At 72.8% G+C, this 12,232-nt stretch carries 10 protein-coding genes; 4 read left to right on the forward strand and 6 right to left on the reverse strand.

Annotated elements, in window-relative coordinates; all coding sequences use genetic code 11:
* Window positions 1-69: 69 nt before the first annotated feature.
* Together AB0F71_RS20890 and AB0F71_RS20895 are read right to left on the reverse strand one after the other, a co-directional pair.
* Complete coding sequence (locus tag AB0F71_RS20890; RefSeq protein ID WP_360236429.1) at window positions 70-723, reverse strand: FMN-binding negative transcriptional regulator; 654 nt, start codon at window positions 721-723, stop codon at window positions 70-72.
* A gap of 101 nt (window positions 724-824) precedes the next feature.
* On the reverse strand, window positions 825-2,102 hold the full coding sequence (locus AB0F71_RS20895; protein WP_360236432.1) for a SidA/IucD/PvdA family monooxygenase: 1,278 nt from the start codon (window positions 2,100-2,102) through the stop codon (window positions 825-827).
* A 416-nt stretch (window positions 2,103-2,518) separates the two neighbouring features.
* Between AB0F71_RS20895 and AB0F71_RS20900 the strand changes: the two genes are divergently transcribed.
* Genes AB0F71_RS20900 through AB0F71_RS20910 form a run of 3 tightly spaced genes read left to right on the forward strand, consistent with a single transcriptional unit; the run spans window position 2,519 to window position 6,820 of the window.
* Window positions 2,519-4,450 (forward strand): non-ribosomal peptide synthetase, encoded by a 1,932-nt coding sequence (locus AB0F71_RS20900; RefSeq protein ID WP_360236435.1) that lies wholly within the window; start codon window positions 2,519-2,521, stop codon window positions 4,448-4,450.
* A complete protein-coding gene (locus tag AB0F71_RS20905) occupies window positions 4,447-5,730 on the forward strand; it encodes a cytochrome P450 (protein ID WP_360236438.1) in 1,284 nt (427 codons plus the stop codon). The genes AB0F71_RS20900 and AB0F71_RS20905 overlap by 4 nt, the downstream gene beginning before the upstream one ends.
* Window positions 5,731-5,779: 49 nt before the next feature.
* Window positions 5,780-6,820, forward strand: a complete 1,041-nt coding sequence (locus AB0F71_RS20910; protein WP_360236655.1) for a GntG family PLP-dependent aldolase — start codon at window positions 5,780-5,782, stop codon at window positions 6,818-6,820.
* A gap of 68 nt (window positions 6,821-6,888) precedes the next feature.
* On the opposite strand, the gene AB0F71_RS20915 is transcribed toward AB0F71_RS20910, so the two are convergent.
* On the reverse strand, window positions 6,889-7,389 hold the full coding sequence (locus tag AB0F71_RS20915) for an FBP domain-containing protein (RefSeq protein ID WP_350503176.1): 501 nt from the start codon (window positions 7,387-7,389) through the stop codon (window positions 6,889-6,891).
* 81 nt (window positions 7,390-7,470) lie between these two features.
* On the opposite strand from AB0F71_RS20915, the gene ddaH reads away from it, so the two are divergent.
* The gene (gene ddaH / locus AB0F71_RS20920) at window positions 7,471-8,313 is read left to right on the forward strand and encodes a dimethylargininase (RefSeq protein ID WP_360236658.1); all 843 of its coding nucleotides are present in this window, start codon (window positions 7,471-7,473) and stop codon (window positions 8,311-8,313) included.
* An 84-nt stretch (window positions 8,314-8,397) separates the two neighbouring features.
* Here ddaH and AB0F71_RS20925 read toward each other — a convergent pair whose 3' ends face one another.
* Genes AB0F71_RS20925 through AB0F71_RS20935 form a run of 3 tightly spaced genes read right to left on the reverse strand, consistent with a single transcriptional unit; the run spans window position 8,398 to window position 12,227 of the window.
* Window positions 8,398-9,093 (reverse strand): formyltransferase family protein, encoded by a 696-nt coding sequence (locus AB0F71_RS20925; RefSeq protein ID WP_360236442.1) that lies wholly within the window; start codon window positions 9,091-9,093, stop codon window positions 8,398-8,400.
* A gap of 48 nt (window positions 9,094-9,141) precedes the next feature.
* Window positions 9,142-10,428, reverse strand: coding sequence for a cytochrome P450 (locus tag AB0F71_RS20930; RefSeq protein WP_360236661.1), 1,287 nt, complete (start codon window positions 10,426-10,428; stop codon window positions 9,142-9,144).
* Window positions 10,429-10,430: 2 nt separating this feature from the next.
* Window positions 10,431-12,227, reverse strand: coding sequence for a type I polyketide synthase (locus AB0F71_RS20935; RefSeq protein ID WP_360236445.1), 1,797 nt, complete (start codon window positions 12,225-12,227; stop codon window positions 10,431-10,433).
* Between the last annotated feature and the right edge of the window lie 5 nt (window positions 12,228-12,232).

Consider the following 12,232-nt stretch of genomic DNA (forward strand, 5'->3'; position numbering starts at 1 on the left):
GCCCCCCCCGCCCCCCGGGGGGGGGCCCCCCCCCCCCCCGGGCCTCCGGCGTTCCCGCACCCTGGCGGGTCAGCGCTCGTCGGCGCCCAGCCGCAGCGCCCGCATGGTGTCGGCCACCTCGCGGTGCAGGCCGGAGTCGCTGCCGGCGAAGCGGTCGAGCACCCGCTGCTGGACCTCCGGGTCCTTCTCCTGGCTCAGCTTGAACATCACCTCGACCTTGGTCACGGTGAAGTGGATGCCGCCGACCGCGCCGACGATCTGCCGGTGGTACTCCAGCGAGGGGGCGAGCGGCATGCCGTCCCCGAACCGGTCCTCCAGCGTCTGGGCGGTGGTGTGGACGATCGTCAGGGTCTCGTCGTCCTGGGCCAGTTCGACCGTGCCCTCCAGGTGGACGGCCACGTAGTTCCAGGTCGGCGCGACCATCGGGGCCGAGTAGAGGGTCGGGGTGACGTAGCCGTTGGGCCCGTGGAAGACGAGCTTCGCCGGGCCGCCGCCGTCGGCGACGAGCTGCTGCCAGTGCGGGTTCACCCGGGTCATGTGGGTCCACAGGCGCATGCCCTGCAGCGGGGCGCCCGGGGCGGTGTCGGGCGGCACGATCACCGGTACGTGGGTGGCGTTGGGCGTCGGGTTCCCGTTGCCGGTCAGCACGGCGAGCGGGTGCCGCTCGATGACCCGCAGCGGCCAGTCGTCCCCGTCCACCTGGTAGAGCTTCGGCGTGAACACTCGTACTCCTCGGTCTCAGTGTTGCGGCGTTGCCCGGTCCGTCCCGTCCCGGCCGGTTGATCGGCCGACTGACCGACCGGCCCAGCCGTTCGGTGCGCGGGTCAGCCGGACAGCGCCTTGACCAGCATGTCGCCGATCTCCCCGGCGCGGACGGCGGACAGCGACAGCAGGGTCTCGGAGAGCCCGTGGCTGTGCTCGCCGAAGCCCTGGACGTAGATCCCGCACCGCACGCTCTCGTCGGTCACCACCCGGTGCTCCCGGTCGAGCCGCAGTCGGCCCTGGTCGTCCAGCCCGCAGTGCGGCAGCAGGCCGTCCAGGAAGACCGCCGGGTCGGTGCGGGTGTAGCCGGTGGCGCACACCAGCGCCTCGGCCTCGATGATGGTGCTGGTGCCGGAGGACAGCGATTCCACGTCGATCCGCAGGCCGTCCGGAGTTTCCGTCACTTCGCGTACCCGGGAGACGTTGTGGAAATTCAGCCGGGGATTTCCGGCCACCTTTTCCAGGTACGCCTGCTGGAACAGCGACCGCAGCAGATCGGCGTCCACCACCGAGTAGTTGGTGCCGGCGTGATAATCGATGAGGCGCTGCCGGACGTCGTCCGGGGCGGTGTGGAAACGGTCCACCGCCTCGGGGTTGAACACCTGGTTGGCGAACGGGCTGTCGTCGGCGACGCTGAACCCGTACCGGGAGTGCACCGAGTGCACCTGCGCCCGCGGGAAGCGCGCGTGCAGGTGCTCGATCGCCTCCGCCGCGCTCTGGCCCGAGCCCAGCACCACGAAGCAGCGCGGGTCCTGCGGTGCGATCCGCTCCACCTCCGGCAGGAACCGGGAGGTGTGCCAGATCCGCGGGGAGTGCGGCAGGTCGGCGGGCAGCTTGGGCTCGATCCCGGCGGCGATCACCAGGTTGCGGGCGCGCTGCACCTGCCGGGTGCCGTCGGCCGCGACGAAGACCACGTCCAGGAACTCGACGCCCTGCTCGCCGGCGACCGGCTGGACCGCCACCACCCGCGAACCGTAGGAGACGAGGTCCGCGAAGCTCTCCGCGACCCACTCCAGGTAGTCGTGGAACTCCACCCGCAGCGGGTAGAAGGACTTGGTGTTGATGAAGTCCGCCAGCCGGTCCTTGGCCTGCAGGTAGCACAGGAACGAGTACGGACTGGTCGGATTGCGCATGGTCACGAGGTCCTTGAGGTACGAGACCTGCATGGTGGCGCCCTCGATCAGCATGCCCCGGTGCCAGCCGAAGCGCGGCTGCGCCTCGAAGAAGCGCGCGCTGACCGGGGCCCCGTCGGCGATCTCCGAAATGGCGGCCGCGAGGGCCAGATTCGAGGGGCCGAAGCCGATTCCGGCCACGTCGACGATGTCGGTTCCGGCGACCACGCCGGAACGTTGCCGCTCACCCACGGACTTCCCTGCTCTCTCCCTTTTGGGGATGGCCTGTCTGGGTCGACGTCGAGTCCGGTCGACCGATGACGGTGCTCAGGGCAGCACGCTGCCGCGACTCCTGATCACTCCATGACAGTAGGAGCTGGCCCGTGTGCTGTGCAAGCAAAAGGGGAAAATCCCGATCACCCGTGGTGAGTTGGCGTTGCGGGGACGGAGAGATCCGGTCCGCTCTTGACGGCGCATCGTCACGCTGAATAGCATCCGAAGCGTTCGAGGTGGGGGCATAGCCGTACCCCAAGTCCACGACTCGACAAAAGAGTTCGTCACTCGCTATCCGAACTCCATTCACTGACTTCTCGTCAAGAACTGACAGGGCAAGGGTTTCGCGCGAAGGGATCCGCGACCGCACCATGTTGGAATCACCGAGCACGACCGAGTCAGTTCCCCGGCAGGGGTGGACCCTTGCGAGCCGCTTCGCCGCCGTCGCGGCCGCCGCGCCGACCGCCACCGCGGTCCGCGGCGAGACCGGCGACCTCGACTACGGCGCCCTCGACGCCGCCGCCGGCGCCCTCGCCGCCCGGCTGCGCGGCCGGGGCGTGCGCCGCGGCGACCGGGTCGGCGTCCTGCTGGAGCGCTCGCCCGGGCTGGTCGTCGCCCTGCTCGGCATCCTCAAGGCGGGCGCCGCCTACGTCGCCGTCGACCCGGGGGACCCGCCCGCCCGGCTGCACACCATCCTGGGCGACGCCGAGGTGTCGCTGGTGGTCACCGACGAGCTCCGACGGGCGAAGCTCGACGGCGCGTTCGACCACCTCGACGTGGCCGACGGCCCCGCCGCCGGGGAGGCCCCCGCCGCACCGGGCGGCCAGGCTGCCGAGGACCTGACCCCTGCGGACCTGACCCCCGAGGACCTCGCCTACGTCGCCTACACCTCCGGCTCCACCGGCCGCCCCAAGGGCGTCTGCGTGCCACACCGCGCCGTGCTGCGCCTGGTGCTGGAAGCCGGCTACCTCGACGCCCGGCCCGACGACGTCTTCCTCCAGCTCGCCCCGGTCGCCTTCGACGCCTCCACCCTGGAGATCTGGGGCCCGCTGCTGAACGGCGGCTGCCTGGCGCTCGCCCCGGCCGGCCGGCTCGGACCGGCGGAGGTGGTCAAGGCCGCCCGGGACACCGGCACCACCGTGCTGTTCCTCACCACCGCCCTGTTCCACCAGGCGGTCGAGGCGGGCCTGACCGACCTGCCCGCCCTGCGCCGGCTGTTCACCGGCGGCGAGGTGCTCTCCGCCGAACACGTCGACCGGGCCGTCGCCGCCCTGCCCGACACCCTCGTCTCGGCCGCCTACGGCCCCACCGAGAACACCACCTTCACCAGCACCCACCCGGTCCGCGAACCGCTCGGCGACCGCGGCGTCCCGATCGGCGGACCGATCGACGGCACCGGCATGGTCGTCCTCGACGAGCGGCTGGACCCGGTGCCCGACGGCACCGTCGGCCGGCTCTTCGTCAACGGCACCGGCCTCGCCCACGGCTACCTCGGACTGCCCGGCCTCACCGCCGACCGCTTCCTCCCCGACCCGTACGCGACCGTCCCCGGCGCCCGGATGTACGACACCGGCGACCTCGCCCGGCGCGGCCCCGACGGCGCCTACGAGTTCGCCGGGCGGGCCGACGGCCAGCTCAAGGTCAACGGCGTCCGGATCGAGTCCGACGACATCGAGGCCCGGCTGCGCCGCCACCCCGACGTCCAGGACGCCGCCGTCGTCCTCCAGGACCACGGCCCCGGCGACCGCCGGCTGGTCGGCTTCTACAGCGGTCCCTACGCCGTCTCCTCGGTGGAACTGCGCCGCGCCCTGGCCGAGGAGCTCCCGGCCGGCATGATCCCCACCGCCCTGGTCTGGGTGGACCGGCTGCCGCTCAAGCCCAACGGCAAGGTCGACCGGGACGCCCTGGCCGCCCGGCGCGGCCGGACCCGCCCGGACGGCGAGGTGCCCTACCGGGCGCCCGCCGACCCGGTCGAGCACCGCCTCACCGTGCTCTGGCAGGAGGTCCTCGACGTCGAACCGGTCGGCGTCGACGACGACTTCTTCGACCTCGGCGGGCACTCGCTGACCGCCAGCCGGATCACCCGGGAGATCACCGCCGAGTTCGAGGCGGTGATCCGGGCCCGGGCCTTCTACCTCAACCCCACCGTGGCCGGACTGGCGGAGCACATCAGGACCCAGCGGCCGGAACTCGCCTCCGATGCCCGGCTCGTTCCGGCCGCTGAACAGCCCGCCGGCCCGACCGCCGCCGCCGCGCAGTCGCCGTCCGCCGCCGCGCAGGGCCCGACCGGGGCCACCCGGTGAGGATCACCGGCCCCGGCGACGACGGGCGGCAGGACGGGGCGCCGGACCCGGAACTCGTCGACCTGAGCGACCCGCACTTCTACGCCACCGGCGACCCGCACGCGGTCTGGCGCCACTACCGCCACAAGGCCCCGGTCACCCGGCTCACCGTCCCGAGCGGCCGCAGCTACGTCTCCGTCACCACCCACGCCGAGACCAGCACCGTGCTGCGCGACCACGCGCTCTACACCTCGCGGCGCGGCAACATGCTCTCCGTCCTCGGCGAGCAGGACCCGGCCGCCGACCGGATGATGGTCGCCAGCGACCCGCCGATCCACGGCTACCTGCGCCGCCCCGTCGCCCAGGCGCTCTCCGCCCGCGAACTCGCCGCCCGCCGCGCGGCCATCCGCCGGATGGCGCGGCTGCTGCTGGCACCGCTGGCGAGCGGCGAACCCTGGGACCTGGCGGCCGCGATGACGGCCTTCCCGATGATGTTCACCGGCGCCCTGATGGGCCTGCCCGAGGCCGACTGGCCCGAACTGACCAGGCTCACCACCGTCGCGATCGCCCCCGCCGACCCGTCCTCCCGGGACGACTCCGGCGGCCACCAGCTGGTCTCCGCCCACCACGAACTCTTCGACTACTTCGCCGAGGTGGCCGCCGACCGCACCCCGCGCGAGGACCTGGTCGGACTGCTCCAGCAGCTGACCGTCGGCGACCGCACGATCCGGCTCGACGAGGTCATCTACAACTGCTACAACGTGCTGCTCGGCGCCAACGTCACCGCGCCGCACGTCATCGCGACCACCGTCAACGCCCTGCTGGAGCACCCGGACCAGTACCGGCGGCTGCTCGACGGCGGGGCCGGCGTCGCCTCCGCCGTCGAGGAGGGCCTGCGCTGGGCCTCCCCGGCCACCCACGCCATGCGCTACGCCACCGAGGACACCGTGCTCGGCGGCGTACCGGTGCGGGAGGGCGAGGCCGTGGTCGCCTGGCTGGGCTCGGCCAACCGCGACGAGACGGTCTTCGACGACCCGTACCGCTTCGACCTGGCCCGCACCCCCAACCGGCACGTCGCCTTCGGCTTCGGCCCGCACTACTGCGTCGGCGCCCCGCTCGCGCGGATCGCCCTCGGCGAGTTCTTCACCGAGGTCACCGAACTGGTCGAGCGCTTCGAACCGGCCGGCCCGGTCGAGCACCTGGCCTCCAACTTCATCGCCGGGATCAAGCACCTCCCGGTGACCGCCAGGCTGCGCCCCGGCGCCGCCCGGCAGCTCGCCGAGCCCGTCCCGGCGAGCTGATCCACCCCGCACCGTGCCGGAACGAGAGGACCTTCCCGCCGTGATCGAGATGCGCAGTGACACCTTCACACTGCCGACGCCCGAGATGCTCACCGCGATGACCGAGGCGGAGCTCGGCGACGACGTCTACGGCGAGGACCCGACGGTCAACGAGCTCGAACGCCGCACCGCCGAGCTGACCGGCAAGGAGGCCGCCTGCTTCTTCCCGAGCGGCACCATGGCCAACCTCGCCTCGATCATGGCCCACGCCCCGCGCGGCACCAAGGCCGTGGTCGGTGCCGAGAGCGACATCTGGCTGTACGAGGCGGGCGGCGCCGCGGTCTGCGGCGGGGTCGTCTACGAGCCGGTGCCCAACCAGGCCGACGGCACCATCGCGCTGGCCGACCTGGCCGCGGCCTTCCCGAAGGACCCGGACGACCCGCAGTTCGCGCTGCCCTCGCTGATCTGCCTGGAGAACACCCACAACCGCTGCGGCGGCGTGGTGCTGCCGCTCGACTACCTGGCCGAGGTGCGCCGCTTCGCGGACGAGCGCGGCGTCGCCGTGCACCTGGACGGCGCCCGGGTGGTCAACGCGGCGATCGCCGCCGGGGTGGAGGTCGCGGACATCACCGCGCACGTCGACTCGGTGCAGTTCTGCCTCTCCAAGGGCCTGGGCGCGCCGGTCGGTTCGATGGTGGCCGGGAGCGCGGAGTTCGTGGCCAAGGTCCGCCGGCTGCGCAAGATGCTCGGCGGCGGGATGCGCCAGGTCGGGCTGCTGGCGGCCGCCGCGCTGGTGGCGCTGGACACCCGGGCCCGGCTGGCCGAGGACCACGCCAACGCCCGGCGGCTGGCCGAGGGCCTGGCGCTGCTGCCCGGCGTGGAGCTGGACGTCGACACCGTCGAGACCAACATCGTGATCTTCAAGGTCACCGACGAGCGCTTCGACTGGCGCAGCTTCGTCACCTCGGTGGCCCGGCACGGCCTGGCGGTCACCGAGTTCGGCCACGGCCGGATCCGCGCGGTCGTCCACAACGGGGTGAGCGCCGAGGAGGTCACGGCCGCCGTCGCCATCGTGGCCCGGGTCCTCAAGGAGGGCCCGACCGCGGACTGAGAGCGGCCCGGCTCCGCGCAGCCCCGCCCGGCCCCGCGCACCCGCGGGGCCGGCGCGCCGGCCGCCGGTCAGGCCGTCCGCAGCACCTGGGCCACGAACGCGTCCAGGTTGGCGACCGTGCGCGCGACCTGCTCCTCCAGCGTCAGCGACTCCTCGGGCCGGCTCACCGAGGCCGAGCGGCGCTTGCCGCGCACGTACAGCGAACAGCCCAGGTCCGCGCAGATGTAGGTGCCGACGGTGTTCCCCTCGCGTCCGGCGGCGCCGGCCCGCCGGGCGGAGAGCAGGGCCACCCCGCTCCCGCCGTGGATGGTGATGCAGAGCGAGCACACATTGGTCTTGGTCAGGCTGCGCCGGACGTTCGGCGCGCGGAGCGTGACCCCCACCAGCCCCTCGCCCCGGAGGGCGACCAGATAGCCGCGGTCGGGTGCGCCCGGATCCCGCCAGCCGAGGAAGTCCAGGTCGTCCCAGGGGAGTTCGGCCAGGTTGCGGGGAATGCTGAGCCTGCGCGCCTCTCCCTTCGAACAGTTGACGAAGGATTCACGAATCTCGTTCTCGGCAAGTGGACGCATTCATCAGAGCCTAGTTGACTGCCGGGCGGGTGACCCCCGTCCTCCCCGAAATCCACCAACGCAGAGGAGACCCCTGTGTCCATCGGCGGTACTCAGCCCGAACCGATACGGCCGACGGCCCGAACGGCCGCTCCGCGCCGGCTTCTGATGTGCCGGCCGCAGCATTTCGACGTGACGTATTCCATCAACCCGTGGATGCATCCGGAGAAGCCGGTCGACCGCGAGCTGGCGCTGCTGCAGTGGGAGCGGCTGCGCGAGGTGTACCTCTCGCTCGGCCACACCGTCGAGGTGATCGACCCGGTGCCCGGCCTGCCCGACATGGTGTTCGCCGCCAACGGTGCGACGGTGGTGGACGGCAAGGTCCTCGGGGCCCGGTTCCGGCACCTCGAGCGCACCGCCGAGGGGCCGGCCTACCTCGCCTGGTTCGTCCGGCAGGGCTTCCGGGACGTGCTCTGGCCCGAGTTCATCAACGAGGGCGAGGGCGACTACCTCCCGGTCGGGCGCCGCATCCTGGCCGGTACCGGCTTCCGCACCGACCAGCGCTCGCACTACGAGGCGCAGGAGTTCTTCGGCCTGCCGGTCACCTCGCTGACCCTGGTCAACCCCGAGCACTACCACCTGGACACCGCGCTCGGGGTGCTCTCCGACACCGAGGTGATGTACTTCCCGGAGGCCTTCACCCCGGGCAGCCGCTCCGTGCTGGAAGAGCTCTTCCCGGACGCGCTCCGCGCCTGCGCCCAGGACGCCGCGGTGTTCGGCCTCAACGCCTTCTCGGACGGCCGCAACGTGGTGCTGCCGCAGGCCGCGACGGGCCTGATCGAGCAGCTGCGGGAGCGGGGCTTCAACCCGATCGGCGTGGACACCACCGAACTCCTCAAGGCCGGCGGGGCGGTCAAGTGCTGCACCCTCGAACTGCGGCCCTGACGCCACGCAGCCGCCCGCGGCCCCGCACCCCTCGCCGGAACTCCGGGGAGGGGTGCGGGGCCGACGGCTCTTCGGCGCGCGGGCTCAGTGCTCGTGCAGCGCCCACTTGCTGCTGTCGACCCGGGCCGTGCCGGGCAGCGCGATCAGCTCGGGCTTGAACAGCGGCGGCGCGCCCATCGCGGGCTCCCAGGTCGCCAGGGACTCGTCCTGGGGGACCTCGATCCGCCGGTCGGCGGCCAGGTCGGCGACCACCTTGAGCAGCAGCCGCACGCCGAGCGGCGCCAGGTGGTCGCGCCACAGGCTCTGCGCGGTCGAGCCCGGCGGCACGAACAGGTGCTGCTGGGCGGCGATCGGACCGGCGTCGGTGCGCTCGGTCAGGTGGTAGACGCTCCCGCCGGTGACCTTGTCGCCGTCCCGGATGGTCCACCGGATCGCGTCCCGGCCGCGGTGCAGCGGCAGCAGGCTGGGGTGGTAGCCGATGGTGGCGACGGCGGCCCGGGCACGGGTCTCCCGGCCGAGGAAGGCGTGCGAGTGCGCGGCGATGATGACGTCCACCCCGTCCGGGACGTGCCGCGCCCGCAGTTCGGCGGAGTCCGTCCAGGGGATGTCCCTGGGGTACGCCCAGGACCGCAGGCGGTCCCAGCACATCGCGTCGGCCTCGTCGGACTTCCCCTTGCGCAGCCGGGGCGCGGCCGCGCCGACGATCTTGTGTCCGCTGTCCAGCAGGGCCTCCGCGACCTGCACCGCGAACGCCCCTTGTCCCGATAGGTAGATGTTCATCCGTCCTCCTGCGCTCACTGGTCGGGTCTCGGTGTCGGCGTCGGCGCGTCAGTCGGCCCCTTCCAGCCCGGCTTCCAGCCCGGCGCGGTCGGGGTCGAAGCGCACAGGCAGGGTGGCGAACCCGGTGAGGAAGTTGGAGCGGATCGGCCGCGGCTCGGCGGTCTGCTCGAACCCGGTGGTGAAGTCCCGTAGCGCACTGAGCAGTTCGGCGATCTCCACCTTGGCCAGGTAGGAGCCCACGCAGAAGTGCGGGCCGTAGCCGAAGGCCAGGTGCTTGTTGGGGGTGCGGCCGAGGTCGAAGAGCTCGGGCCGGTCGAATACCCGCTCGTCCCGGTTGCCGGAGGCGTGCCAGAGCGTGACGATCTCGCCGGGCCGCAGCCGTACGCCGTGCACCTCGGTCTCCCGGACGACGCTGCGCCCGAAGTGCATGGTGGGCGAGGCCCAGCGCAGCACCTCGTCCACGGCCGTGCCGAGCTCGACCTCGCCCCGCTTGAGCCGCTGCCACTGGTCGGGCCGGGCCGCCAGGGTGCGGACGCAGTCGATCATCGTCAGCCGGCTGGTCTCGTCGCCGCCGATGATCAGGCTGTAGCAGTTGAGCACCACGTCCTCGTCGGTCAGCGGCACCCCGTCGACGGAGCTGGCGATCAGCATGCTGATCACGTCCTCGCCGGGTGCCTCGCGGCGCTCCTCGACGACGTCCATGAAGTACATCAGGATCTCGTTGCGGGCCATCTCGGAGTCGACCTCGTCGACGTCCTCGTCGTCCGCCGAGAGCGCCGCCCGGGTCAGGCCGAGCAGGTATTCGTGGTCCTGCTCGGGCACGCCGAGCAGGTTGCAGATGGTGGTCATCGGGATCCGGGCGGCGATCCGCTCGGCGAAGTCGCAGCCGCCGGACTCGACCGCCTCGCGGATCCACCGCCGGGTGTTGGCCCGCACGGTGGTGGCCACCTCGTCCAGCACCCGTGGGGAGAGCACCCGTTGGAGGATCTTGCGCAGCTCGTGGTGGCGGTGCCCGTCGGTGACGGCCAGCATCCGGCCGGCCCCGGCGTCGCCGCCCTCCAGCAGGGTGACCAGGACGTTGCCGCGTTCGGAGGTGAAGTGGGTGTCGTCCCGGTAGGTGGCCAGGATGTCCTCGTGCCGGGAGAGCACCCAGAACCCGCGGCGGCCGTCGACCGGGGGGTTCCAGTGCAGCGGCGCCTCGTCCCGCAGGGTGCGCCAGTAGCCGTCGAGGTCGAGGTCGGGGTCGGCGAAGGTGGCCGGGTCGCCCAGGTCCACGGCGGCCGGTGCGGGGGCTGGTGTCGGTGCCGGGCTCGGGGCCGGGGCCGGGGTGCGCACGGTCACCAGTCCGTGCGCCAGAACCGGCGCGGCTGGAACGGGTAGGTGGGCAGCGGCACCCGGTGGCTGGCCTCGCCGCGGTGCAGGGCGGCGAAGTCCACCTGCCGGCCGCCCACCCAGGCGGCGGCCAGCTCGGCCAGCGCCCCGGCGTCCCGGCCGGAGGGCACGATGCCGTCGTCGGTGCGGGCGAAGGCGTCGGGGTCGGAGGCCGGGACGGCGGCCGCAGCGGTGGCCGTCGAGGTGACGACGCCGCCCGTGGGCTCCCCGGCGAGCGCCGCGATCAGCTCCTCCCGGCTGCGCACCACGGCCGCCCACCGGCGGGGCAGCACCTTGCGGCCGAGGTTGAGGCTGTAGCAGACGTCGTCCAGCCGCAGCCCCGGGTCGGCCGCCAGCCGCTCCCGGAGCCGGGCGCGCTGACGGGCCAGCGCCTCGTCGTCCAGGGCGGACAGGGTGGCCAGCCGGGGCCGGCCCGCCTCCTCGGGCTCGCGCCGGGCCGGGGCCGGCGGCTCCTCCAGCAGCAGGTGGGCGTTGTAGCCGCCGCCGCCGATCGAGGTGATGCCCGCCCGGCGGATGCCGGACTCCGGCTCCCAGTCCGCCCCTTCGAGCTGGGGCACGAACGGTGTGCCGGGCAGGTCCAGGTCCGGGTTGACCTCGGTCAGGTTGATCGTCGCCGGGAGCTGCTTGTGGTACAGCGCCAGCGCGGCCTTGACCGCGCCGAACCCGCCGGAGACCACGCCGCCGTGGCCCACGTTGCCCTTGACCCCGCCGATCGAGGTGGTCGCGGTCTGCTTGCCGAACGCCATGGTGGCCGCGTGCACTTCGAGCTCGTCGGTCATCGGCAGGCCGAGCCCGTTGGCCTCGTACATGCCCACCGTCTCGGGGGCGACGCCGCCGACCTCCATGGCGCTCGCGATGCAGGCGCTCAGCCGCTCGGGCTGGGCCAGGCCGTAGGCCATCGCGCTGACCCCGTTGTTGTTCACGGCCGAGCCCTTGACCACGGCGTAGACGTGGTCGCGGTCGGCGACGGCGTGCCCCAGCGGCTTGAGCAGCACGGTGACCACGCCGCTGGACAGCGCGGTGCCGGTGCCGTTGGCGTCGAAGGGGCGGCAGTGGCCGTCCCGGGACAGGATCCGGTTCTCCTCCCACAGGTGGCCGCGCGGGTGCGGCAGCCGCACCATCGCGCCGCCCGCGACCGCCAGGTCGGTCTGGCCGAGCAGCAGCGACTGACAGGCCAGGTGCACCGCGTAGTGGAAGCCCGCGCAGACCGCGGCGACGGTGACGGCCTCACCGGTGAGCCCCAGGTAGTACAGGGCGTTGGAGGTCATGGTGTCCGGCGACCAGGCCAGGCTGGCCTCGATCGCCTCCGGGCCGACCGACACCCGGTCCGGCGGGGAGCTGTAGAGCGCGGCGGTCTGCGGGTTGTTGGCGCCGTACATCCCGATCTCGGCGTCCAGCCGGTCCGGGTCGTAGCCGCCGTCCTCCAGCGACTCCCAGGCGCTCTCCAGGAACAGCCGGTTCTCCGGGGTCATCGCGGCGGCCATCCGGTCGCTGATGCCGAACACCGAGGGGTCGAACCTGTCGTAGGTGTCCAGCACGCCGCAGGCGCGCACGTAGAACGGGCTGTGGATCAGGGTCTCGTCGACGTGGATGTCGTCCTTGGCCAGGAAGGAGATCGACTCCCGGCCGTGGACGAGGTTGTCCCAGAACTGCTCCTTGGTACGGGCGCCGGGGGCCCGTAACGACATGCCGATGACGGCCACGTCGCCGGGGTCGTAGTCCTGCTCGGGGCGGTCGGTCATGGAAG

Source organism: Kitasatospora sp. NPDC028055, from assembly GCF_040637885.1.
In the GTDB taxonomy this organism is placed as follows: Bacteria; Actinomycetota; Actinomycetes; order Streptomycetales; family Streptomycetaceae; genus Kitasatospora.

Coding starts and splice junctions, on each gene's coding strand:
- AB0F71_RS20935 (WP_360236445.1), bottom strand. CDS start 12,227: ATGACCGACCGCCCCGAGCAGGACTACGACCCCGGCGACGTGGCCGTC.
- AB0F71_RS20915 (WP_350503176.1), bottom strand. CDS start 7,389: ATGCGTCCACTTGCCGAGAACGAGATTCGTGAATCCTTCGTCAACTGT.
- AB0F71_RS20900 (WP_360236435.1), top strand. CDS start 2,519: ATGTTGGAATCACCGAGCACGACCGAGTCAGTTCCCCGGCAGGGGTGG.
- AB0F71_RS20925 (WP_360236442.1), bottom strand. CDS start 9,093: ATGAACATCTACCTATCGGGACAAGGGGCGTTCGCGGTGCAGGTCGCG.
- AB0F71_RS20910 (WP_360236655.1), top strand. CDS start 5,780: ATGCGCAGTGACACCTTCACACTGCCGACGCCCGAGATGCTCACCGCG.